Source organism: Jiangella alba (assembly GCF_900106035.1).
Taxonomy (GTDB): Bacteria; Actinomycetota; Actinomycetes; order Jiangellales; family Jiangellaceae; genus Jiangella; species Jiangella alba.
Map to the genome: position 1 here is coordinate 2,741,995 of NZ_FNUC01000004.1, position 23,245 is coordinate 2,765,239.

Below are 23,245 nucleotides of genomic sequence, written 5' to 3' on the forward strand. Positions count from 1 at the left end.
GGAGGGGTCGGAGAGATGACCTGACCTGCGGGTCCGCCTCAGAACTGGTCGCCGGGCCGTACCGTCGACCCGGTGACCCGCAGCCCGTACTGGTCGATGACGTGGCACGCATGGCCCTTCTCGTCCGCGTGCGTGCGCGCGGCGTTCTCGGCGGTCGAGTAGCGGGAGAAGTCGCGGCTGGTCCACGGGCAGTCGGGACAGTGAGCACGATAACGAGCGGCGTCCACGCATCAAGACGTTAGCGGCGGCGGCGCGACCTCGCGCGCGGAACGGCTCAATGGGTGAGACGACGTTTTCGTTCCGCCGGCGTTCTGCCCGCGACGGCGCCATCGACCGCCTGGGCCCGGACTCGCCCTAGGGTGTCGGTGCGAGACCGCCGGAGAACAGGAGCGTGCCGTGCTCGATCCCGCCGCCGACGAGACACCAGTCGCCCCTGCCCGGGAGCCGGCGCCGGTCCCCGTCCGGGCGCAGCTCCTGTCCACGGAGCACTGGAGCCTGCTGGCCACCCGCAACCTGGCGTGGAGCGAGAGCTTCAGCCGGGCCACCTGGTTCCTCACGGTGGTGTCGGCGACGGTGGTCGCGCTCGCGCTGGTCGCCGACAGCACCGACTTCGGCCCGGGCTTCCGCCTGTTCGCGCTGGTGCTGATGCCGCTGCTGGTCGTCATCGGCGTCGCCACCGTCGTCCGGTTGGTCCAGCTCAACAGCGAGGACGTTGAGCTGGTCGCCGGCATGAACCGGCTGCGCCGGGGCTACCTCGACCTGGCGCCGGAGCTCGAGCAGTACTTCGTCACCGGTCATCGTGAGGACACCGCCGGGCTCATGCAGACCTACGGCGTGCGCCGCTCCCGCGTTCCGGCCGGGCAATACCTGTCCAGCATCGCGCTGCTGGTCAGCGTCATCGTGGCGGTGCTGATCGGCGCGCTGGCCGGGCTCGTCGGCGCCGCGTTCGGAGCCGGCATCGAGGTCGCTCTCGGCGTGGGCCTCGCCGGCGGCCTCGCCGCGCTGGTCGTCCTGGTACGGCTGGTCGTCCGACAGGTCAATCGGACGTGGGACCGCCGCTGAACCGCACCCGCCGCACGGCCACGGCGGCGGACACCAGGGCGACGGCGACGGCGGCGGCCGCCAGCGCGGGGGCCAGCCACAGGCCGCCGTCGGGGACGAGGCCCTCGCCGCGCGCCCAGGAGAACGGCACGACGGTGGGGATCGCGGCCAGCACCCCGAGTCCGGCGCCCAGCGCGCCCGTCACCAGCGCCTCGACGACCACGGACGCGCGCACCGTGCGGGGCCGCGCGCCGACCAGCCAGAGCCGCCGCAGCTCGGCCCGGCGATGTGCCACCGCGGCCGCCCAGGCGTTGACGACCATGATGGTGGCGAACAGCGAGATCATCACCACGACCACGACGTTGAGCAGGGCGGTCACGTCGTCGGCGCCACCCGTGCCGGCCATGCTGCGGGCGTCGACGTCGACCAGCATCAGGGTGCCCACCGAGGCGCCGGTCAGCACGATCACGGGTGCCAGTGTGGCGCTGAGCAGCGGCGAGCGGCGGGCCGCGTTCGACAGCGCCAGCTCGGCCGCCGCGCCGCGGCCGCGGAACAGCCCGGCGAAGCGACGCAGCAGCGCCGGCGCGGCCACCGCCAGCCCGATGCTGACCAGTACGCAGGCGTTGCCGGCCGTCATCATCGCGTCGTAGGGGTCGTCCGAGTGGGCGGTGACGGTCATCGTCACGACGCCGAAGCCCGCGCCGTACAGCACCAGCGCCGCGGCGAGGATGAGCCGCCAGCGCGGCAGCCGGGCGGAACCCGCCGGCTCGGACCGCGCCTCGCGCACCGGGGCGCGGCTGGCCCGGGCGACGGCGAGCGAGGCGGCCAGCCGGGTCACGAGGACGACGGCGACGACGGTGGCCAGCAGCGGGATGGCGCCGGCCCGGAACCGGACGTCGTCGCCCAGCACGCCGCCGGAGCGCAGCGCGTCCAGCAGCGCCCGCGCACCGAACCACGCCGGCACGGCGCCGAGCGCGGCCGCGACCGTGGCCATGACCAGGGTCTCGCCGCGCACCAGGGCGCGGACCTGCCCGCCGGCCGCGCCGATGGTGCGCAGCAGCACGATCTCGTCGGTGCGCTGCCGGACCGTGATGCCGATGGTGGACGCCAGCGAGTAGAGGACGATCAGCAGCCCCCAGCCGCCGACCACGCCGCCCATGACGAGCAGCGCCAGCTGGTCGTCGCCGCTGGTGTGCAGCGCGGTCTCGATCAGCGCGGCGAACGGCCCGATGACCGCCGTGCTGAGGAACACCGTCAGCGCCGCGGCCAGGAACGCCGCCGGACGGTGCCGCAGCGACGGCCGCGCCAGCCAGCCGACCCGGCCCACCCGGCCGGCGCCGGGACCACCCGCGCGCCCGGCCACCGGACGGCCGCCCGAGGGGCGGGTGCCCGAGGGACGGGTGCCCGCCGGCGGACGCCCCGCGGCCGCCCGCCGGGCCCGCTTGCTGGGCCGGTTCGCCGTGCGCGCCGCGTTCATCGGGCCACCGCCGCGACCAGCTCGTCGAGGTGCGCCAGCTGGCCCGCGACCGCGTCGACGGTGGGGTGCGCCATGTGCCCGGCGACCCGGCCGTCGACGAGGAACACGACGCTGTCGGCGTACGAGGCGGCGACCGGGTCGTGCGTGACCATGACGATGGTCTGCCGCAGCTCGGTGACGGCCGTGCGCAGCAGCCGCAAGATGTCCTTGGCGGTCGCGGAGTCCAGCGCGCCGGTCGGCTCGTCGGCCAGCACGACGGCCGGCTCGGTGGCGAAGGCCCGGGCGATGGCGACCCGCTGCTGCTGCCCGCCGGACAGCTCACCGGGCAGGTGCCCGGCCCGCTCGGCCAGGCCGACGTGATCGAGCAGGGTGCGCGCCAGCCGCGGGTCGGCCTTGCGCCCGGCCAGCCGCAGCGGCAGCGCGACGTTCTGCGCGGCCGTGAGGTAGGGCATCAGGTGGAAGCTCTGGAACACGAAGCCGATGCGCTCGCGCCGCAGCCGGGTGCGGGCGTCCTCGTCCCAGAACGTGACGTTCTCGCCGTCGATGACGACCTCGCCCTCGGTCGGGCGGTCCAGCCCCGCGACGCACGACAGCAGCGTCGACTTGCCGGACCCGGACGGGCCCATCACCGCGGTGAAGGACCCGCGCGGGAAGTCGAGGTCGACGCCGTCGAGGGCGCGTACGCCGGTCTGGTGGTCGCCGTAGACGCGGGCCAGCCGGCGTACCTGCACGGCCATGGTGTCCATGGTGGTCTCCGTTCGTTGGGTTGCCCTCGAAACTACGGATCGGCGCAGGTCAGAGGCGATACAGCTGAGTCCCTGGCTGGGGTGGGGAAAAGTCCACCTCCATCGGGGACCCAACCGGATCGAGGGCCCGGCCGCGGCTCCGTAGCGTCGAAGACACCCGAACCGAACGAAGGAGACGATCATGCGACTCGACGACATCGGCCGGCGCCTGCTCCGCCCCGACACCGTCCCCGCGAGCGGCGCCGACCGCACCCCGGCGCTCGGCGTCCTCGACGCTGCCGGCCTCGACGGCGACGAGCTGCGGGCCCGCACCGACGCCGTCCAGGCGGCCACCACTCGCAACGACCTCTACCTCGCGCTCGAGGGCCTGGACGCCGGCGTCCCGCCGTGGGGCGTCACCACCGCGCTGCGCGTCGCGGCGGTTGGGTGGATCGCGATGACGGCGGTGCAGATCGTCGTGTGGCTGGCCGTCGCCGTGGGCACCGGCGGCCTGGACGCGCCGTGGTGGCTGTACTCGACCGTCGGCGGCGCGGGTGTCGTCGGCGCCCTGTGGTGGGTCAACGAGTCCTACCATCGAGTTCCGGGCCGCCGCCCCACCGGCGCCCTCGCGTGAGCCCTGACGACCGATGGCGGGAGGTGACCGGGTGGCCGACCACCTGGGCGACGGCCGGTCGCCGGGCCGGCCCCGCCCGGTCGTGGCGCTGCCGCTGCACCCCATCGACGCCGACGGCCTGCTCGAACGGCTGCGGCTGACCGCCGTCGCCACCGGCATCGCCGCCCTCGGCGTGCCCGCCTGGATCCTGCTGGTGCTGGCGATCGTCGCGGTCCCGCTCAGCGTCGTCGGCATCGGGCTGTGGATCGCCGTCATCGTCGTGCACGGCACGGCGGTGCTGGTGAACGTGCTGCGCACCATCGCCGAAGGGCTGCTCGACGCCGACCTGCCGGAGCACACCGCCGACGGCGGCGGCCGGTCGCCGCTGCGGCTGGTCGCGGCGTGGCTGCGCGACCCGCTGCGCTGGCGCGAACTGGCGCTCACCGGGTTCGCCGCGACCGGCGGGCTGCTGCTGTCGGCGTTCCCGGCCGGTTTGCTGCTGTCGCTGCCGGCGCACGGCACGCTGCTGCTCACCGACGGCGGGCCGGTGTGGGCGGCGCTGACCGTCCTGGCCGTCCCGATGACGGTGCTGTGGTGGGTGGGCACGCCGTGGCTGGTGCGCACGCGGGCGCTGGCCGACGCCGCCATCCTCGGCCACTCGCTGAGCCGCCGGCTGGCCGAGCGCGTCGTCGAGGTCGAGAAGACCCGCGCCGAGCTGATCGACCACTCCGCCGCCGAGGTGCGGCGCATCGAACGCGACCTGCACGACGGCGCCCAGGCCCGCATCGCCGCCGTCGGCATGAACGTCGGACTGGCCGAGCGGCTGCTGAAGGCCGACCCCGAGGCCGCGGCCGAGCTGCTGCGCGAGGCACGCGAGGGCACCGTGTCGGCGCTCGAGGACCTGCGCTCGGTGGTCCGCGGCATCCACCCGCCGGCGCTGGCCGACCGCGGCCTGACCGGCGCCGTCGAGGCGCTCGCGCTGTCGCTGCCGGGCCCGGTGACGGTGACGCTGCGGCTGCCCGGCCCGCTGCCGGCGCCGGTCGAGTCGGCCCTCTACTTCGCCGTCGCCGAGTGCCTGGCCAACGCCGTCAAGCACGCCGGCGCCACCCGCCTGTGGGTCACCGGCGGCGTCGACGGTCACCGCGTGCGCCTCGTGGTGGGCGACGACGGCCGCGGCGGCGCCGACCCGCGGGGGAGCGGGCTGTCCGGCGTCGCCCGCCGGCTCGCCGCGTTCGACAGCACCGTCGCCGTGGCCAGCCCGGTCGGCGGCCCGACCACCGTGACCCTGGAGGTGCCGTGGCCCGGCTCCGAGCCCTGATCGCCGAGGACCAGGCGCTGCTGCGCGTCGGACTCACCCGCATCCTCGAGTCCGACGACATCGTGGTGACCGACGCCGTGCAGGACGCCGCCACGCTGGCCGCGGCGCTGGCCAAGGACGACTTCGACGTCGCCGTCCTCGACGTCCGGCTGCCGCCCACCTTCACCACCGAGGGCCTCACCGCGGCGACCATGGCCCGCGCCGCCCGCCCGGCGCTGCCCGTCCTCGTCCTCAGCCAGCACGTCGAGCCGCTCTACGCACGCGACCTGCTCGCCGACGGCCAGGGCTCCATCGGCTACCTGCTCAAGGACCGCGTCGCCGACGTCGACGGCTTCCTGGCCGCGGTCCGGCAGGTCGCCGCCGGCGGCACCGTCCTCGACCCCGAGGTCGTCGCCGGCCTGCTGACGAACCGCCCCGACCCGGTCGACCGCCTCACCGACCGCGAGCGCGAGGTGCTGACGCTGATGGCGCAGGGCCGCTCCAACGCCGCCATCAGCGCGCGCCTGCATGTGTCGGAGGGCGCGGTCACCAAGCACATCAACAGCATCTTCACCAAGCTCGACCTCCCGCAGGCGCCCGACGACAACCGCCGGGTGCTCGCGGTGCTGGCCTGGCTCGACGGCGCCGGCGGCTGAGCCGCGACGCCTGCCGCGGGCCCGCCGCGGGCCCACTACCCGTGGCCGTCCGTGTGACTGTGAGACACAGGGCATTGAATTGCCGCGATTCGTCCCCTTACGATCTGACGGTGCCGCCGAACGAGATCGATCCGCCGACCCTGGAGGCCGCGGGCGATCGCCTCGTCGCGGTCGCCCCCGACGCCGACTACGCGCAGCCCGATGTCTACGGGCCCGACCTCTCCGCCATGCGCAACGACGAGTCGGTCACCGAGGCCCGGGTCAAGAGCGTCCAGGTGCTCCAGGTGCTGCACAGCCGGGCCGACCACCAGGGGCGGCTCGACCTCGCCGCCTACGACGAGTACAAGGACATCTGACGCCGTGTTCGCGAAGCCCGACCCGTTCGAGCACGACGCCGACGTCTGGGACGAGCAGGCGACGGGGTTCGACAAGGCCGCCGAGGCCGCCCAGGCCATCGCCGACGACACCGCCACCGCGGCCACCGAGGCGGTCTGGAAGGGGCCGATGCCCTCAGAGCGCCTCGGCCGCATGCAGCAGCAGGCGAAGGACGCCGCGCAGATGGCCGACAACCTGTCGCAGATGGCGTCCGCGTGCCGGACCATCCGCGACGAGGCCGAGACCGCGAAGACCGCCATCGACGAGCTGCGCCGCGAGTGGGACGACGGCACGCTGTTCGACCGCTTCGGGTCCGAGGGCGAGGCCGACGACATCCGCGGCCAGTTCGCCGATCGGACCTCCGGCGCGCGCGGCGACCTCGAACTCCTCGCCCAGTCGATGCAGCCGGTCATCAACGCCGGCGACCCGCTCGACTACCTGTTCAGCCCCATCCAGGTGCCCGGCGCGCCGGACCTCGGCGAGCAGATCGACCACGACGCCGCCATGGACTACTTCGAGACCGGCAAGCTGATCGACCCGGCGCAGGTCCAGGCGATCGAGGACACCATCACCGGGGTGTCGGAGGGCGAGGACCCGCCGTCGGACTGGGACGAGTGGGCGGTGACCAACGGCTACTCCGCCGACGAGGTGCAGGCGGCCCTCGACAACCTCGACGACGAGGAGCGCGCCGCGCTCAACCAGTGGCTGGGCGACAACAAGGGCGACCCCGACAACGAGCAGCCCGATCCGGGCCAGCCGTCGCTCGGCCTCAGCTCGTTCCTCATGCGCAACATGAGCGCCGAGCAGGTCCAGGAGTTCCACACCGAGGTCCCCAACCTCGAGCCGACGCTGCACGGCGACGCCGACGGCTGGGTCGACGGCGACGTCGACATGACCGCCGACACCGACTTCACCGACGGCGGCAACGGCTTCACCGACATCGACCAGGGCGGCATCGGCGACTGCGCCACGCTGACGTCCATCGCCGCCGCCCAGGCCGCCGACCCGACGTTCCTGGACCGGCACATCCAGGAGAACCCGAACGGCACCTACACCGTCACGGTGTACGACGAGAACGGCAGCCCCGTGCAGGTCACCGTCAACGGCTTCGTCCCGGCCGACGGCGGCAACCCGGCCTACAACGGCGACGAGCTCGACGGCGAGATCACCTGGGCGTCCATCTACGAGAAGGCCATGGCGCAGTACCAGGGCGGCAACTACGTCGAGATCGACGGCGCCTACACGCCGGACCGGCTGGAGACGACCATCGGCACCGGCAGCGACAAGACCGACCTGCCGTTGCCGTTCTTCCTCCCGCCCGAGCTCCAGTTCCAGCAGATGCAGGAGGCGTTCGAGGACGGCAAGCCGATCGTCCTGGGCGGCGGTGGCCACGCCTACTCCGTCGTCGGGTTCGACGACGACGGCAACGTTCTGGTGATGAACCCGTGGGGCGGTGAGGGTAGCGTCGTCGCGATGACGCCCGAGCAGTTCAACTCCGGCCAGTTCCCCGAGCCGGCCGACGACTGGCCCGAGTTCACCTACGTGGCGGTGACGAAGTGAGCGCACGACAGCGCGAGGGCGGCGGACTCGCCACGGTGGCCGTCGACCTCGTCGACCCGCCGGCCGACGACCCCACCGTGCACACGCGCACGGCCAAGGCGCGCGTCGTCGCCGGCGCCCCCGCGGGGACGAACCTCTCGATCATCCACGTCGCGGCGCCGGTCAGCCAGCGTCCGTCCATCCAGGTCGGTTCCGCGCCGGACCGCGAGACCGCGCCGTGGGCGCACCTCACCACCTCGGGGCTGTGGAAGGACGTCACCGTCGGCGGCGGCCGGGCTACGCTCACCTACCGGCTGGCCTGGAGCCCGACGCCGAAGCGGTCGCTGCAGCGCGACACCAAGGTCGCCGTCGTCTACACCGACGACGTCGCGGTCGGCGACACCGTCACGCACGGGCCGCTCAGCTACGAGGTGCTGGGCATCACCGACACCGGCGACGTCGCCACCAGCCACGTCGACCTCGCGGTCCGCTTCGACCCGTCGGTCCCGCTCACCGAGGACACGCCCTGACCACCGGTCGCCGGCGGACGCTCGCCGCGGCCGCCGCGGCGGTGCTCGCGCTCGTGCTCGCCGGGTGCGGCGACGACGCCGACGACACCGGCGCGTCGGCGAGCCCGACGCTGGGCGAGGGCGAGATCCCCGACGGCGAGCCGACGGCGCCGGCGGTCGCGATCGACCTGTGCGAGCCCGACGTCGAGGGCGACACCATCGGCGACCGGTCCGACTTCGCGCTGGTCGCCTGCGACGCGCCGCCCGGCAGCAACCTCTCCATCGTCCACGTCACCCCGCCCGCCGGCCAGGACGTCGCCGTCCAGGCCCGTTCCGCCGCCGGCGACGCGACGCCGCGGGTCACCCTGCAGGCCACCGGCCTCTGGCCCGACGTCGGCACCGGCGTCACCGTCATCGACGGCGACACCGCGACGTTCGAGTACACGCTGTTCTGGTACGCCGAGGGCGCCACCACCGAGACCCGGGTCGAACGCGACTTCGCCGACGAGGTGGCCGCCGGCGACACCGTCACCCACGGCCCCCTCAGCTACGAGGTCCTGGGCATCACCGACACCGGCGACCCGGAGACCAGCCACCTCGACCTCGCCGTCACGTTCGACCCGGCCGTCCCGCTGGAGTGACCCCCGCGGCTCAGCGGATCAGGCAGAAGGCCACCGCATAGCCCTTCGCGGCGTCGTAGGGCTGACGGAGTTCCATGCACTGGATGAAGCGCTCGTTCTCGCCCGCCGTGCCCACGCCGTCGGCGCCGGCCGTGACCCGGGAACCGGCCTGGACGGTGTCGTCGACGCGGAGGTGCACCTGCCCGAGCAGGCCGACGCAGGTCCACTCCTCGGGCCGCTCCGAGCGCGGCACGTTGGCCTGGCCGGGGTCGTAGTCCGGGTTCTCGGCGCGGACGGTGATGGTCGGCCGCGGCTGCGGGTTGGGGACCTGCGGCCGCTCGGACTCGTGCTCGTCCGTCCCGGGCGTCCACTCGGGGTCCGGGACGGTCTCGGGCCAGTCGGGGTCGGGGACCTGCTCCAGGATCGGTTCGCCGAACTCTCCGGTCAGGTACCGGCCGCTCCACGTGAACGGCGAGTCGCCGGCGGCGACGAGCGCGGTGGCGGAGACCACGCCCAGCACGGCGTCGCCGCCGGACGCGGGCCGGACGGTGGCGCCGTCGAGGGCGACGAGTGAGCCCAGCGCGATGACGCCGGCGGCGGCGTTCTCGAAGTACTCCGCATAGTCGGTGAACGGCGTCGAGCCGGTGACCGTGCCGGCCAGCTGGTAGTTGCCGTTCTGGAACAGGTGGTGGCGGCGGTTGGCGGTGGAGGCCGCCCCCGCGGCGGAGTCGCCCAGGGCCAGCGAACGCACCTGGTCGTTGATCGTGCGGCGGCCGATGACGACGGCGCCGTCGGCCGTGGCCTGGGAGTTGACCGCCCCGAGCGCGATGGCCCCGGCGCCGGACGTCGTGCAGCCGCTGCCGCCGACCGAGCCGGAGCGGCGGCCGGAGGCCGTGCTGGTCTCGGAGCCGAGGTTGAAGGCCAGCTCGGCGTGGGTCTCGGCCTGTGCGGTGGCGACGTTGGCGGAGGTGCGGCCGAAGGTGCGCGACGTCTGGGTGGCGAGGTTCGCGGACATGTAGCCGGGCGTGACGGGGTTGATGTCGACCCGGCCGGCGGTGTAGCCGCTGCCGCCGTGGACGACGGTGACGCCGGTGATGCCGCCGTTCGCGTCGACGACCGGGGTGACCACGGCGTCGTCGCTGATGATCGCCACCCGGTCGCGGACCCGTAGCTCGTCGGTGGCGCTGTACCGCGTGCCGGGATCGAGGACGGTCACGCCGGTGACGGCGCCGCCGGTGACCACGACCTCGCCGCGGAAGCCCCGGCCGCCGCCGGCGTCGGACGTGTGCGACGCGATGTTCGCGCAGTACTCGGCCGACGTGTACGAGTGCCGGGTCGCGATGTTGACGTCGCCGAGTCCCTCGCTGTGGCTGAACACGGCGCTGTAGTTGCCGCCACGCGACCCGTAGACCTCGCACTCCTCGGTGCCGACGTTGACCGACTGGTTCGACTGCGCGACGGACTGCCGGGCCGAGTAGTTGCCGGAGACGTTGCCGAGCGCCCAGCAGAACGCCGACCCGACGTTCACCGAGCGGGCCGCCTGCGACCGGCTGTTCTGTGACGCCATGACGAGGCGCAGGCTGCGGTTGGTGCGGCCGGAGATGGTCGGCGTGCCGTTGGCGCCGCCGGGGTAGGCGGGTTCGACGCCGCCGGTGTCGACCGTGTCGGCGACCAGGGTCCGGTCGAAGTCGGCGCTGAGCGTCTGCCCGCCGCTGGCGAAGAAGCCGTTGACGTAGTTGTTCGTGTACGGGTTCGGGGTGACGGTGGGCGTGGCGATCGGCGGGACGCCGGTGAACGCGTAGGTCTTCCCGAGCAGGTCGACCTGCTGGTTCTGCGTGTAGGTCTCCAGGTCCTGGAAGACGGCGTCGTCGGCGGTCGTGCCGTCGGCGGCCGCGCCGAACATCACCGGGTTGGGTTCCGGGCTGAGCAACTCCCACCAGGCGCCGTCGGCGGACTGCAACGCACCCGCGTGGGCCGGCTGGGCCGTGACCCGCTGGTACAGCGCGCCGCCGCCGTCGCCTGCGGCGTGGTAGCCCTGGGTCTGCAGGAAGTCCACGGCCGGGTCGACCGCCGCCGCTGTCACCTCGCCGGCCGTCAGGTAGCCCTCCACCGGCGAGGAGGCGAGCATGCGCAGCCCCGGGGGCACCGCCGCCGCGGTGGCCGACGACGCGACCGTGGACGCCGCGACCGCGCTGATGGTGCCCATACCGAGGTAGCCGAGAACGGAACGCCTGAGAGGCCGGGGATGCGTCACGGTCGTCTCCTTCAGGGAGGGGAAGAGGGGGCGCAGAACGAGTTTGTAATATAGTTAACCGTCATCAAGACGGCAAGCAGTCGGTTAACGAGGAGGCTCGGTGGAGACGATCGACGGCAAGGCGGAGCACGTGACGATCTACCGCGACCCGGAATGGTTCGCTGCCTGGCCGTTCAACCACGGGCTGTGGCGGTTCGACACGGGCCGGCAGGACGAGCTGGTGGTGAGCTTCGCTCGCGGCCGCTGCGCCTACCGGCACCCGCTGGACCTCAAGCACGAGAACATCGAGATCGACAGCGAGTACGTGACCATGCGCTCCACCGACGGCGGCCGCAGCTGGCCCGCGGACTCCCTGCACCTCGTCGACACCCGCCGGAACACCGTGAACACGCTGGCCAAGGGCGGAACCAGCCGGCTTGAGCCGGTGGACGGCGACTGGACCGGCCCGGACTTCTGCCTCACCGCCGGGTTCGGCCAGCCGCCGGGCGATGCCAGGCACCGCGCCTACATCGCCGTGTCCCGCGACCGCGCCCGCACCTTCGGCGAGCCCGTCGCGCTGCCGCACTTCGTCTTCAACTGGATGCAGATCAAGCCGGACTACGTGGTGCGCCCGGACGGCACGGTGCTGCTGTTCGCGTCCGTCGGCTTCGGCCCGGCGGGCGACGGGCGGGCGGCCGAGCGGCTCATCGCGGTGTACGCGTCGAAGGACCGCGGCCGCACCTGGCACTACCTGTCCGCCCTGATGAGCGACCGTCCGGACGCGCCGTTCACGAAGCGGTACTACCCGAGCCCGGTCCAGCGTGCCGACGGTGAGATCCTCGCGGCCCTGCGCTGCGAGATCACCCCGTCGAACACCTGGCCGGAGCTGTGGGGCTCCCGCGACGGCGGCGTCACCTGGAGCTACGTGTCGCGCATCGCCGACTTCGGCGGGCCCACCGCGCTGGTCGGCCTCGACGACGGGCGGCTGGCCGCGGTGTACGGCTACCGCGTCGCGCCGTACGGCATCCGCGCCCGCGTCTCGGACGACGCCGGCCGGACGTGGGGGCCCGAGATCGTGCTGCGCGACGACGGCGGCTCCTCCGACCTGGGCTACCCGCGCGCCGTCCAGCTGTCCGACGGCTCGGTCTTCGCGGCCTACTACTTCAACGCGGCAGGTGAGGACCTGCCGGTGCCCGGCGGTGTGCGGCACATCGCCGGCACGCGTTTCCAGCCATGACGGCGGCACCGTCGAGCCTGGTGATCGACACCGACATCGGCTCCGACGTCGACGACATCGTCGCGCTGGCCACGATCCTCGGCTCGCCGGAGATCGATCTCCTCGGCGTCACGACGGTCTACGGCGACCCGGTGCAGCGTGCCCGGACGGCCCGTTACGTGCTGCGGCTCGCTGGCCGCCCGGACACACCGGTGGCGGTGGGGGCCGGTCGCTCCCTCGCCGGCCGCCCGCTGCGGTCGATGCGGCACGAGAGCCCGCCGCTGCGCGAGGCGGACGACGAGGAGGTCGACCCCGCCGCATCGGCGTCCGCCTTCCTGACCCAGGCGGTGGCGCGGCGGCCCGGCACGGTCGCCGTGCTGGCCATCGGCCCGCTCACCAACCTCGCGGCGGCCCTGCGGGCCGACCCCGGGTTCGCCCGCGACGTGCACAGCATCCACGTCATGGGCGGGTCGTTCGCGCCGCCGGGCGGCGAGTACAACATGCTCTGCGACCCGGAGGCGGCCGCGGAGGTGCTCGGGTCCGGCGCGCCGGTCGTCGTGACCGGGCTGGAGATCACCCAGCGCGTCCGCGTCGACACCGGCGGCATCGCCCGCATCGCCGCGGCGGGCCCGCTGGGCGCGATCATCTCCCGGGAGATGACGCGGTACGCGGGCCTGCGCGACCGCACCTTCGTCCACCCGCACGACGCGGTCGCGGCGGCCGGCCTGCTGGCGCCGGACCTCGTCGCCACGACGGCGGTCCGCCCCGTCGTCGAGGTCGACGGCCCCGGCGCCGGGCACACCCGAGCGGCGCCCGATCCGGCGGGCAGCGTCCGCCTGGTCGACGACATCGACGCCGAGGCCGTCACGGCGCTCATCCTCGACCGGGTGGTCAGGGCCGGTACGCACTGACGGCGATCACGCCCGGCACCGCCACCCGGAACGACGGTCGCGGATCCGGTGCTCCGTCCGCGCCGATCGCGTGGCCGCTCACCACTCCGGCGTCGCGGCTGGCGACGACGAGGTGGTCCTGCCCGTCGTACCCGGCGACGGCGAGCGAGAGCGGAAACGCCGCCACGGCGAGGTCCGCCGTGCGGCGCAGCGTGCCGTGCTCCCACCGGAAGGCCGTCACGGTGTCGCTCGCGCGGTCGGCGACGTAGGTCGCGGCGGGCCCGGCGGCGATGCCGGCCGGCTGGCCCGACCCGGGACCGACGGCCAGCGGCGGCGAGTGCACCCGCCGGGCCCGCAGGTCGACGCCGACAGCGGTGCCGGCCAGCTCACCGGCGACCACGGCGGCCGCCGCTCCCGGCGGTCCGGCCGACGGCGCGAGGTTGCGCGGACCGGTCCCGGGCGGGAGATCGAGCCGGCCGGCGAGCCGGAGCCGGCCGCGCCGGACCTCGTAGCTCCACACGGCGTCGCCGCCGAGATCGCACACCAGGACCTCGCCGCCGGGGCCGATCCTCACCTGGTGCGGACGCGGGCCCGGCTGGCGCTCGCGGACCGGGCCCGGCGGGCGGCGCGGCACCTGGGCGACGTCGGCCGGCGCGCCCAGCAGGCCGGTGCGGTCCAGCGCGTGCAGGCTCACGGTTCCGGCCAGGTAGTTCGCGGTGGCCAGGTACCCGCCGGGCACGACGGCACACGAGCACGGGCTCCGGCCGGCCGCGGGCGTGCGGGTCCAGCGGCCGAGCCGGCCGTCAGCGGCGACCCGGATGGAGAGGATCGCGTCCTCACCGGCGCAGGCGACGTACACGACGCCGTCGCCCGCCGTGATGGCGACCGGGCGGGCCGCCGGGACGATCGTCCCGGCGGCCCGGCGTGCGGACCCGGCCCGGTCGAGGTGCAGCGTCGTCACACCGCCACCCGGGCCGAGGCCCTTCGCGCCGACGACCAGGACGGGCGGCGCGGCGGTGGTCACTCCTTCAGCGCCAGCTGCACCGTCAGCGTCGCCGCCGGGTCGGCGCCCTGGAGCCGTCCGGCCAGCCGCAGCCAGCCGCCGAAGTGCGACACCTTGACGGCGTAGTCGCCGGCCGCGCTCATCGTCGGGAAGGTGGTGCCCTCGTCGACCCAGCGGATGCCGTCGGCGGACATCTGCACCGCCGCGTCGAGCCGGGTGCCGTCCGGTATCGCCTCCACCCGGACGAAGAAGATGGCCTCGCTGGCCCAGGCGGCCTCGAACGGGTGGGTCTGCACCTCGTGCTCGAACGGCTCGCGACGCTCGACCACGGTCATCTGGAAGTTGCGCATGGAGGTCCTTCGGTCGGGGCGGTCAGTCGATCGAGACCAGCGCGGAGTCGAGGTGGAAGAAGACCCGCCGGTCGGCGTCGTTCTCGACCCAGAGGATCGGATTGACCAGGCCGCCGATGCGGGCGTAGCGGCGCGTGACGGTCGGCTGGGCCGCGGCGGAGAGGTCGACGACCGTGTCCATCGACTGGAACTCGAGGTAGCGCCGGTTCGGGACGTCGAGCAGCAGGCGGAAGTACAGCCAGTTGACCTTGTCGTCGCTCTCGTTGTAGCAGAGCTGCTGGTCGCCGCCGGGGACGTCCTTGAACGCGTCGGCCGAGCCGTCCGCGTGGCGCCGCCCGTACCACTGCGGGTCGATGCCGCGGATGTTCCACTCGCCTTCGCGGCCGTAGGCCCACTCGACGTCGGTGACGTCCGAGGCGGACGTGGTCTGCCAGCGCTGGGCGAGCTCACCGTTGACGGAGTTCAGGTACCGCAGGCCGGGCATCCACCGCGACTCGTGGTCCTGGATGTCGAAGAGGAAGCCGAAGGCGCGGATGTCGCGCTCGCCGATCGCGTGCCGGTCCTGCTCGGGCGTGTAGGTGTACCACATCTCGAACTGGAGCCGGTTGATCGGCCGGAACATCGACAGGCGCTTGATGGCGTGCGAGAAGCTGCCGACGGCGGGCTTCTCCTCGTACCGGGCGGCCACCGGCTTCGTCGCCAGCTTCAGCGAGTAGGTGCCGTGCATCGACCCGCCGGTGCCGACGTAGGAGTACGTCGACGTGCTCAGCATCGGCGCGCCCCAGCGCGACTTGTCCAGGACCGTCGGCCGGTGGGTGAAACCGGGCTCGGTGAAGTTCGGGGTGAGGTCCATCCACCCGCAGGCGCCGTCGTCGAAGTCGTCGTGGGTGACCACGACGCTCAGCGGGTTGAACAGGTCGGTGCGTTGGCGCATCCGGGCATGCCTTTCGTCGTCGGGTGGCGGTGGTGCCGGAAGGTCAGACGGCGGTCGCGGCGCGCACCTGGTCCAGGGCGGCCTCGATGGCCACCCGGTCGGTGAGGCCGACCTCCGGGAGCGGCGCCGCCGCGGTGCCGGACCCGCCGGTCAGCAGCGACACCGCGTACTTGAGAGCACTGAGCCAGTAGCCGTGCGAGATCAGGTCGGCCAGCTGCCGGATCAGTTGTTCCTGGGCGGTGATCCGCGGCACGTCGTCGTCGCGCACGGCGTCGATCAGCCGCCGGACGGTGCCGGGGGCGACGTTCTCCAGCCCGGAGACGATGCCGTCGGCGCCGAGCCGCAACGACGTGGTGGCCAGCTTCTCGTCGCCCTGCAGCACGGCGAACCCGGCCGAGCGCAGCCGCGCCAGGTCGGCGAAGTAGCCGGCGTCGCCGGAGCTGTCCTTGATGCCGGCCACGTTCGGATGCGCCGCCATGCTGGCGGCGACGGCCACCGGGACGCGCTGGCCGGTGCACTGCGGGATGTTGTACAGCAGCAGCGGCACCGTCGCGGTGTCGGCCAGCACGGTGAAGTGCCGGATCAGCGCGTCGGAGTCGGCGGGGGTGAAGTAGTAGGGCGTGCAGGCCGCCACGTAGTCGACGCCCGGCCGCACGCGACGCAGGTTGTCCAGCGCGCCCGCCGTCCCGGCGTCACCGATGCCGAGGACGACGGTCATCCGGTCGCCGGCCAGCCGGGCCACGTGGGCGACGGCGTCGTCGGCGACGGCGCGGGGGAGGAGCGGGAGCTCGCCCGTGGTGCCGAGGACCATGATCGCGTCGACGTGCGCCGACAGGCGTTCGACCTGGGCCTCCAGTGCGTCGACGTCCAGCCGTTGGTCCGCCGTCAGCGGGGTGACGACCGGGCAGATGACGCCGCCGATCGTCACCGTGCGGCCTCGGCGCGCTGCAGCACCTCGCGGTGGGCCTCGATCAGCCGCTGCCGTGCGTCGTCGAGGTGCACGGTCAGCTCGCGCAGCGCCGCGTCGGCGTCGCCCTCACCGGCGCGCTCGAGGATCACCGCGTGCGACTCGGCGGCCGGATGCAGGTCGGCGTCGCGCGCGTTCGTGATCTGCAGCAGCACCACGAACGTCGGGCGGATCTGGTTCCACATGGTCGAGAGCAGGCGGTTGTCGGCGGCCTCGTAGAACCGCGAGTGGAACTCGAGGTCCGCGACCGCGAACGACTCGGGGTCCGTGCGGTCGGCGGAGGCACGCATCTCCAGGAGTGGCTGCTGGAAGTCGCCCCAGCCAGCGGCGCCGACGCGGGCGACGGCCTCGCGCAGGGCGAGGCTCTCCAGGGCGTGCCGCACGGAGTACAGCTCCGAGATGCGGCGATCGTCCAGGCCGATCACGTAGATCGCGCGCCGCCGCGTGTCCACCAGCCCTTCGGTCTGCAGGGTCTTCAGGGCATCGCGGATCGGGCCGCGGCTGACGTCGAACATGTCGGACAACGACTGCTCGACCAGCCGGGTACCCGGTGCGATGGACCCACTGATGATGAGCCGGCGCAGCTGGGCCGCCACCCGCTCCCCAAGATCAGTGGCTTGGATGGCATCGACCTCGAACACGGTGACTCCTTCTCTGTCGGCGTTCCGACACGATCGTATCCTCGATAACTGACTGTCGGTTGTCAAACTGACGGTTAACAATCTACGGTTGCCCGCAGCGGCGACCAATGGCGCCACGATTCCAGCTATCGAGGAGATGTCGATGAGGACATGCAGGACCCGTGCGGCCGGCACCGCGGTCGCGCTCTTGCTGGCGGCCTCCGCCCTCACCGCCTGCGGTGACGACGGGAACGGGGCCGGCGACGGCGCGCCGCCCGAGCTGGAGATCGCGGTCGGCGGCGCGGCCGACCAGGTGACCGTTCCCGACGACAACCCGATCAAGGAAGCGCTCGAGGAGCAGGTCGGCGCGACCATCACCAGCGTGCGCACCCCGGAGAACCTCGCGGCGATGCTCGCGGCAGGCGACGCGCCCGACTTCTTCCGGCTCAACCGCACCCAGCTGGACCTGTACGCGTCGCAGGGGCTCCTGCTCGACCTGACGCCCTACCGCGACCGGCTGCAGGAGTACATCGACTTCGTCGGCGAGGACGTGTTCGAGCTGGGCGTCATCGACGGCAAGCCGCAGGCCGTCGTGCGCAAGCCGGCGCCGGCCAGCTACGTCACGTACTGGATCCGGGCCGACTGGCTCGCGACGCTCGGGCTGGCGCTGCCGACGACGGTCGAGGACTTCGAGCAGGTGCTCCAGGCCTTCACCACCGGCGACCCGGACGGCAACGGCAGCGCGGACACCTACGGCCTGACCGGCAGCTCGACGGCGTTCAACCCGTTCGCCCCGCTGTGGGGCTCGTTCGGCACCGCCGGGCCGGGGCGCTTCTACGTCGAGGACGGCGCCGTCGTCAACGGCTACACCGACCCCGACACGCCGGCCGCCGTCGAGTACGTCCAGCGGCTGGTCGGCAGCGGCGTCGTCGATCCCGACAGCTTCAGCATCGACTTCAACGAGGCTCGCGACCGCGCCTTCCAGGGCCGGGCCGGCGTCATGGCCGCCGGCTGGGACGCGATGAAGAAGCAGGAGTTCGTCGATGCCGCCGCGGCCGCGCAGCCCGGCGCCGACTGGCAGCAGCTGCCCGTCATGAGCGGGCCCGCGGGCGACGGCTACATCACGCTCGACCCTTACGGTGCGAGCTTCTTCGCCGTCCCGGCCTCGGTCGGCGAGGACGAGGCGAAGGTCGACGCGCTGATCGACCTGCTCAACTACGTCTCGACGGACGAGGGCAACCGGCTGGTGTCGTTCGGCGTCGAAGGCACCCACTACACCGCTGACGGCGACACCCTGGCGGCGCTTCCGGCGCTGGACGAGGACGGCGGCTACTTCTTCGTGTACCAGCTCACCGGCCGCGACGAGGAGACCTACCTCGAGGTCAAGTTCCCGGACGAGAAGCCGTTCATCGACGTCGCCGCGGCGCAGCCGCTCACCCTGGTGTACGACTCGCTCGTGGTGCCGCCCGAGGGCTACACCGCCTCCGACGCCGAGCGCTACGCGACCGAGCAGCTGGTCCAGTTCCTCACCGGCGCGAAGAGCCTCGCCGACTACGACGCGTTCGTGGACGAGCTCACCGGCCAGTTCCGCTACGCCGAGCTGATCGACGCCGGCGCCGCTCAGCTGGACGAGCTCGGGCTGACGGACTAGGCGGCGCCGTCATGTCCATCGCCGAGACGACGGGCGGCCCGTCCGAACGCGTCCACCGCTGGCTGGAAGGCGGGTACGAGGTCGTCCTCGGCAGCCTCCTGTGGCTGGTGGCGAGCCTGCCGCTGATCACCCTCGGGCCGGCGACGGCGGCGCTGTTCGCCGTCGCGCGGTCCCGGGAGCTCGACGAGCACCGGCCGGTGCTGCGCACGTTCCTGGGCGCCTACCGTTCCACCTTCCGCCGCTCCGTGCCGGTGGGTCTGGCGCTGCTCGGGATCGTGGCGGGGACGCTGCTGCCCGCCCTGGCCGGCATCCGGTTCGGCGGCGGCCTGGCCACGGCCCTGACGATCGTGTCGACGCTGGCGGCGGTGTTCGCCGCCGGCGTCGGCGTGCACTTGTTCCCGCTCCTGGCGCAGGCCGACGAGCCGTTGCCGAGGCTGCTGCGGCTGGCGACGGCGATGGCCCTGGCACGGCCGGGGCGCACCGCGATCACGGTCGCGGTCGTGGCCGCGGCGGCCGTGCTCGCCGTCCTGCACCCGGTGACGCTGCTGGCGGTGACCGGGCTGGCCGCGCAGGCGGTGTTCGTTCAGTCCCGGACGGTGCTCACCGAGCTGACCGCCGCCCGCGCCGAGGGCGGGGCGCCATGAGCGTGTCGGCGGACGCCCGGGTCGAGGCCACCCCGGCCGGTCCCGCCGGCGGCCGGCCGGCGCCGGTGCTGTCGCGGCGACGGCGGCTGTGGCGCAACGTCGTGGCGCACCGGACGCTGTACCTGCTCCTGCTGCCGGGACTCGCGTGGGTGCTGGTCTACAAGTACGCGCCGATGTACGGGATCGTCGTCGCGTTCAAGGACTACAACATCGCCCAGGGCATGCTGGGCAGCCCGTGGGCCGATCCGTGGTGGAAGTACTTCGCGCAGTTCTTCGAGTCGCCGTACTTCGGCCAGCTCATGACGAACACCATCCTGATCTCGGTCTACAAGCTGTTCTGGGGCACGGTCCCGCCGATGTTGGTGGCGCTGCTGTTCAACGAGTGCCGGGTCCGCTGGTTCCGGCGGTGGGTGCAGACGCTCAGCTACATGCCGCACTTCCTGTCGTGGGTGATCATCTACGGCGTCGCGGTGGCGCTGCTGTCGGAGAGCTCCGGCGTCCTCAACACGTTCCTCCGCGACAGTTTCGACACCACGATCCCGTTCCTGACCTCGACCGACTGGTTCCGGACCGTCCTCGTCGTCTCCGACATCTGGAAGGACATCGGCTGGGGCGCGATCATCTACCTGGCGGCGATGGTGGGCATCGACCCGTCGTACTACGAGGCCGCCCGGGTCGACGGCGCCAGCCGGCTGCGGATGATCTGGCACATCACGCTGCCCGGCATCAGGACGGTGATCATCCTGCTGCTGGTGCTGCGGATCGGGAACATCCTCGACGCCGGCTTCGACCACGTGCTGGTCTTCTACAACGTGCAGGTCTACCCGGTCGGCGACATCATCGACACCTGGGTCTACCGGGCCGGCCTCCAGGACCTCAACTACAGCCTCGCGGCCGCCGTCGGCGTCTTCAAGTCGCTGATCGGGCTGGTGCTGATCGTCGGGGCCAATCGACTCGCTCGACGCTGGGACGGACAGATATGGTGACCGGCCGCGAAGACAAGGTGATCAACGCGATCGTCTACATCGGCCTCACTCTCGTGGCTCTGGCCGCGGTGGTGCCGATCCTCATCGTCGTGTCGGCCTCCTTCACGCCCTATGCCGAGTTGCTGAAGAACGGCGGGTACGTGCTGTTCCCGCGGTCGTTCACCGTCGACGCGTACACGTACCTGTGGGAGGACTCGCGCATGCCGCGCGCGTTCGCCGTCACGGTCTTCATCACGGTGGTCGGCACGGCGCTGAACCTGCTGCTCACGACGTTCCTCGCCTATCCGCTCAGCCAGCGCCGGCTGCCGGGACGCAGCATCCTGCTCATGGGCCTGCTGATGACCACGCTGTTCTCGGCCGGCATCATCCCGACCTACCTGGTGGTCAAGGCGACCGGGCTGCTCGACACCGTGTGGGCGCTGATCATCCCGTCGGCCGTGAGCGTCTTCAACGTGCTGGTGATGATGACGTTCTTCCGGGGGCTGCCGACGGAGCTGTTCGAGTCGGCCCGCCTCGACGGCGCCGGGGAGCTGCGCACGCTGCTGCAGATCGTCGTGCCGCTGTCGGCGCCGGTGCTCATGACGATCGGGCTGTTCTACGGCGTGGCGAACTGGAACACCTTCCTCAACGCGGTGCTGTACGTCCGCGACCCGGACCTGCTGCCGCTGCAGGTGGTGGTGCGGGACCTGCTGGTTCAGAGCGTCGCCATGGACGACCCCGACGCCGTCGTGCCGACTGTCACCGTGCGGATGGCGGCGGTCGTCGTCGCGGCCGTGCCGATGATCGTGGTCTATCCGTTCGTGCAGAAGTACTTCCAGAAGGGTGTTCTGCTCGGATCGATCAAGGGCTGACGGGTGGAGCTCGGCCCCGGGCGGCGCCCGGACCTCTGGAGCGGGACGGTGGCGTGGACGCCGGACGGTGGGCGCTGGCAGCCCTGGCGGCTGCCGCCGGAGGAGGAGCCCTACGTCTACGCGCCCGGGTTGTACCAGCAGGCCAGGATCCCGGCCGGCGTGCGCTTCGCCGCGTCGGTCCGGGCCCGCCGGCTCGAGTTCGAGCTGGTCGGCGCCGAGGCCGGGTGCGGGCCGGCCGACGTGCTGCTGGACGGGCGGCTGACGGCCCGGCAGCAGGTCGAGGCCCGGACGCTGCTGTGCGTGGACCTGCCGTCGCGACCCACGCGAGTCGAGGTGTGGCTGCCGCATCGTGGCCGGTTGCTGGTCGGACCCGTCCGGGCGGCCGGGCTCGCCGCGGCCGCACCGTTGCCGGCGGCTCGTCGCTGGGTGGCGTACGGCAGCTCGATCACGCAGTGCGCGGCCAGCGAGGGACCATCGCAGACCTGGCCGGCCCTGGTCGCCCGGGAGCTCGGCTGGGATCTCACCTGCCTGGGGTTCGGGGCCGAGTGCCATCTCGACCCGGTCGTGCCCCGAGCCATCGCGGCGTCCGCCCCGGACGTCGTGTGCCTGTGTCTGGGCATCAACGTCTACGGCCGGGCCAGCTTCTCCGCGCGCACCTGGCCGGGGCAGGTGGCCGGCGTGGTCCGCCACCTCCGCGCGGCACTGCCCGACGCCGAGCTCGTCGTCGGCTCGCCGATCTCCTGTCCCGCGCGCGAGTCGACGCCGAACGGCGCCGGTCTCACCCTCGCCGGCCTCCGCGACGACGTGCACCGGGTGGCCGCGGACCTCCGCTCTCGCGGCGACCGCCGTGTGCACGTGCTCGACGGACGCTCCCTGCTCGGCCCGGACGACGTCCACCTGCTGCACGACGGGCTGCATCCGAGCGCCGACGGCTACCGCATGATGGCCGCGCGGATGAGGACCTACCTCGCGACGCTCCTGGCCTGACGTGTGCCGCGGCCTTCCCCGGGAGGTCGTCCGCCGGCCGGCGCGTTCGAGATGACGTCTGCCGTTCGCCGTCTCGTCACCGTGCACCCCTTGCGGAATCAGATTCCGCCTGCAATCCTCATCCGGAACATTGTTCCGTCCGAGGATGAGCAGAGGAACCGATGACTCACGACAGGTCCACCCCGCGGGGCGACGCCGGCGTCGTCTCCGAACGGGTGCGTGCTCAGCTCCCGTCGCTGCCCACCGCCGAGGCACGGGTGGTCAACGCCCTCCTGGCCAGCGGATCCGAGGCCATCCACCTGACCGTCTCGGACGTGGCCGAGTCCGCGGGCGTCGGCGTCGGCACCGTGGTGCGGGCGTGCAAGTCGGTGGGCTTCAAGGGCTTCCAGGACGCCAAGATCGCGCTCGCGCAGGACCGCATCCAGGTGGGGACGCCGGTGCAGGAGGGCGTGGACGCCTCCGACGCGCCCGGTGCGATCCTGCGCAAGCTCGCCGCCTCGACGGACGACGCGTTGCGCACCGCGCCCGGAACCGTCGACGCCGAGGCGCTCGAGCGCGCGGTCGAGCTCCTGGACGGGGCGCGGCGGATCCTGTTCCTCGCCGTGGGCACCAGCGCGCCCCTGGCGCAGGACGCCTCGTACCGGCTCGTCACGATCGGATTCGACTCGGCCGCACCCGTCGACGTCCACACCCAGCACGTGCAGTCCCGGCTGCTGCGCCCCGACGACGTCGCCGTCGTCGTCTCGCACACCGGATCGACCACCGAGACCATCGCGGCCGCCCGCGCGGCGCGCGAGGCCGGCGCCTCCGTCATCGCGATCACCAGCTTCTCCACCAGTCCGCTGACCGAGCTGGCGACCGTCTCCCTGGTCGCCGGCAGCCGCGAGACGGAGTTCAGGGTCGAGGCGATGACCAGCCGGTTCGTCCACCTGCTCATCCTCGACGGCCTGTACGTGTCGCTGTACCTCAGGAACGCCGAACGCTCGAAGGCGGCTCAGGCGCTGATGGCCGACGCGCTCGCCGAGCACCGCTTCTGACTGGCACCACCTTTCAGCATGGAG

The 23,245-nt window shown here is 72.9% G+C and carries 25 protein-coding genes; 16 read left to right on the forward strand and 9 right to left on the reverse strand.

Translation table 11 applies throughout. The features are described 5' to 3' along the window. Positions 1–38 precede the first annotated feature (38 nt). Entirely contained in the window at positions 39–227 is a 189-nt protein-coding gene (locus BLV02_RS30645; RefSeq protein WP_069112265.1) for a hypothetical protein, read from the reverse strand. Between the two features lie 169 nt (positions 228–396). Here BLV02_RS30645 and BLV02_RS30650 point away from each other — a divergent pair, with 169 nt between their 5' ends. Next, positions 397–1,062: a hypothetical protein gene (locus BLV02_RS30650; protein ID WP_069112264.1), complete on the forward strand. Its 666-nt coding sequence runs from the start codon at positions 397–399 to the stop codon at positions 1,060–1,062. Here the strand turns inward: BLV02_RS30650 and BLV02_RS30655 are convergent. Together BLV02_RS30655 and BLV02_RS30660 are read right to left on the reverse strand one after the other, a co-directional pair. Further along, positions 1,037–2,518, reverse strand: coding sequence for an FtsX-like permease family protein (locus tag BLV02_RS30655; protein ID WP_083412414.1), 1,482 nt, complete (start codon positions 2,516–2,518; stop codon positions 1,037–1,039). The two genes, BLV02_RS30650 and BLV02_RS30655, sit on opposite strands and share 26 nt — an antisense overlap. After that, positions 2,515–3,264, reverse strand: coding sequence for an ABC transporter ATP-binding protein (locus tag BLV02_RS30660; protein WP_069112262.1), 750 nt, complete (start codon positions 3,262–3,264; stop codon positions 2,515–2,517). The genes BLV02_RS30655 and BLV02_RS30660 overlap by 4 nt, the downstream gene beginning before the upstream one ends. Before the next feature lie 181 nt (positions 3,265–3,445). On the opposite strand from BLV02_RS30660, the gene BLV02_RS30665 reads away from it, so the two are divergent. From BLV02_RS30665 to BLV02_RS30695, 7 genes are all read left to right on the forward strand, one after another. Beyond that, complete coding sequence (locus BLV02_RS30665; RefSeq protein ID WP_069112261.1) at positions 3,446–3,877, forward strand: DUF1707 domain-containing protein; 432 nt, start codon at positions 3,446–3,448, stop codon at positions 3,875–3,877. Between the two features lie 31 nt (positions 3,878–3,908). Then, on the forward strand, positions 3,909–5,174 hold the full coding sequence (locus tag BLV02_RS30670; protein ID WP_171906775.1) for a sensor histidine kinase: 1,266 nt from the start codon (positions 3,909–3,911) through the stop codon (positions 5,172–5,174). Then, positions 5,153–5,809: a response regulator transcription factor gene (locus tag BLV02_RS30675; protein WP_069112260.1), complete on the forward strand. Its 657-nt coding sequence runs from the start codon at positions 5,153–5,155 to the stop codon at positions 5,807–5,809. The genes BLV02_RS30670 and BLV02_RS30675 overlap by 22 nt, the downstream gene beginning before the upstream one ends. A 110-nt stretch (positions 5,810–5,919) precedes the next feature. Then, entirely contained in the window at positions 5,920–6,165 is a 246-nt protein-coding gene (locus BLV02_RS36845) for a hypothetical protein (protein ID WP_069112259.1), read from the forward strand. 4 nt (positions 6,166–6,169) lie between these two features. Continuing rightward, positions 6,170–7,744: a C2 family cysteine protease gene (locus BLV02_RS30685; protein ID WP_069112258.1), complete on the forward strand. Its 1,575-nt coding sequence runs from the start codon at positions 6,170–6,172 to the stop codon at positions 7,742–7,744. Then, positions 7,741–8,253, forward strand: coding sequence for a hypothetical protein (locus tag BLV02_RS30690; RefSeq protein ID WP_069112257.1), 513 nt, complete (start codon positions 7,741–7,743; stop codon positions 8,251–8,253). The genes BLV02_RS30685 and BLV02_RS30690 overlap by 4 nt, the downstream gene beginning before the upstream one ends. A gap of 41 nt (positions 8,254–8,294) precedes the next feature. Next, the gene (locus tag BLV02_RS30695) at positions 8,295–8,873 is read left to right on the forward strand and encodes a hypothetical protein (protein WP_069112256.1); all 579 of its coding nucleotides are present in this window, start codon (positions 8,295–8,297) and stop codon (positions 8,871–8,873) included. A gap of 10 nt (positions 8,874–8,883) precedes the next feature. On the opposite strand, the gene BLV02_RS30700 is transcribed toward BLV02_RS30695, so the two are convergent. Then, positions 8,884–11,058 (reverse strand): peptidase G2 autoproteolytic cleavage domain-containing protein, encoded by a 2,175-nt coding sequence (locus tag BLV02_RS30700; RefSeq protein WP_069112255.1) that lies wholly within the window; start codon positions 11,056–11,058, stop codon positions 8,884–8,886. A gap of 148 nt (positions 11,059–11,206) precedes the next feature. On the opposite strand from BLV02_RS30700, the gene BLV02_RS30705 reads away from it, so the two are divergent. Further along, positions 11,207–12,322, forward strand: a complete 1,116-nt coding sequence (locus BLV02_RS30705) for a sialidase family protein (RefSeq protein WP_069112254.1) — start codon at positions 11,207–11,209, stop codon at positions 12,320–12,322. A 20-nt stretch (positions 12,323–12,342) separates the two neighbouring features. Continuing rightward, entirely contained in the window at positions 12,343–13,212 is an 870-nt protein-coding gene (locus BLV02_RS30710; protein WP_171906774.1) for a nucleoside hydrolase, read from the forward strand. Here BLV02_RS30710 and BLV02_RS30715 read toward each other — a convergent pair. Genes BLV02_RS30715 through BLV02_RS30735 form a run of 5 tightly spaced genes read right to left on the reverse strand, consistent with a single transcriptional unit; the run spans position 13,193 to position 17,086 of the window. Further along, complete coding sequence (locus tag BLV02_RS30715; protein WP_074946825.1) at positions 13,193–14,215, reverse strand: lactonase family protein; 1,023 nt, start codon at positions 14,213–14,215, stop codon at positions 13,193–13,195. The genes BLV02_RS30710 and BLV02_RS30715 overlap by 20 nt on opposite strands. Then, positions 14,212–14,544, reverse strand: coding sequence for a hypothetical protein (locus BLV02_RS30720; protein WP_069112252.1), 333 nt, complete (start codon positions 14,542–14,544; stop codon positions 14,212–14,214). Before BLV02_RS30720 ends, BLV02_RS30715 begins: the two co-directional genes overlap by 4 nt. A gap of 22 nt (positions 14,545–14,566) precedes the next feature. Further along, complete coding sequence (locus BLV02_RS30725; RefSeq protein ID WP_069112251.1) at positions 14,567–15,478, reverse strand: DUF6772 family protein; 912 nt, start codon at positions 15,476–15,478, stop codon at positions 14,567–14,569. A gap of 43 nt (positions 15,479–15,521) precedes the next feature. Beyond that, a complete protein-coding gene (locus tag BLV02_RS30730; protein WP_069112250.1) occupies positions 15,522–16,406 on the reverse strand; it encodes a dihydrodipicolinate synthase family protein in 885 nt (294 codons plus the stop codon). Next, positions 16,403–17,086: a GntR family transcriptional regulator gene (locus BLV02_RS30735; RefSeq protein WP_069112249.1), complete on the reverse strand. Its 684-nt coding sequence runs from the start codon at positions 17,084–17,086 to the stop codon at positions 16,403–16,405. The genes BLV02_RS30730 and BLV02_RS30735 overlap by 4 nt, the downstream gene beginning before the upstream one ends. A 142-nt stretch (positions 17,087–17,228) precedes the next feature. On the opposite strand from BLV02_RS30735, the gene BLV02_RS30740 reads away from it, so the two are divergent. The 6 genes from BLV02_RS30740 to BLV02_RS30765 all read left to right on the forward strand — a co-directional run bounded on the left by BLV02_RS30740 (position 17,229) and on the right by BLV02_RS30765 (position 23,221). Further along, complete coding sequence (locus BLV02_RS30740) at positions 17,229–18,716, forward strand: extracellular solute-binding protein (RefSeq protein WP_141711640.1); 1,488 nt, start codon at positions 17,229–17,231, stop codon at positions 18,714–18,716. An 11-nt stretch (positions 18,717–18,727) separates the two neighbouring features. Next, positions 18,728–19,360 carry a YesL family protein gene (locus BLV02_RS30745; protein ID WP_069112247.1) on the forward strand — a complete coding sequence of 211 codons (633 nt, stop codon included), beginning with the start codon at positions 18,728–18,730 and terminating at the stop codon, positions 19,358–19,360. Next, the gene (locus BLV02_RS30750) at positions 19,357–20,346 is read left to right on the forward strand and encodes an ABC transporter permease (protein ID WP_083288786.1); all 990 of its coding nucleotides are present in this window, start codon (positions 19,357–19,359) and stop codon (positions 20,344–20,346) included. The genes BLV02_RS30745 and BLV02_RS30750 overlap by 4 nt, the downstream gene beginning before the upstream one ends. Beyond that, the gene (locus tag BLV02_RS30755; RefSeq protein ID WP_069112246.1) at positions 20,340–21,197 is read left to right on the forward strand and encodes a carbohydrate ABC transporter permease; all 858 of its coding nucleotides are present in this window, start codon (positions 20,340–20,342) and stop codon (positions 21,195–21,197) included. The genes BLV02_RS30750 and BLV02_RS30755 overlap by 7 nt, the downstream gene beginning before the upstream one ends. 3 nt (positions 21,198–21,200) lie before the next feature. Then, positions 21,201–22,184 (forward strand): GDSL-type esterase/lipase family protein, encoded by a 984-nt coding sequence (locus tag BLV02_RS30760; protein WP_069112245.1) that lies wholly within the window; start codon positions 21,201–21,203, stop codon positions 22,182–22,184. 161 nt (positions 22,185–22,345) lie between these two features. Beyond that, a complete protein-coding gene (locus BLV02_RS30765) occupies positions 22,346–23,221 on the forward strand; it encodes a MurR/RpiR family transcriptional regulator (protein ID WP_069112244.1) in 876 nt (291 codons plus the stop codon). Positions 23,222–23,245: the final 24 nt, after the last annotated feature.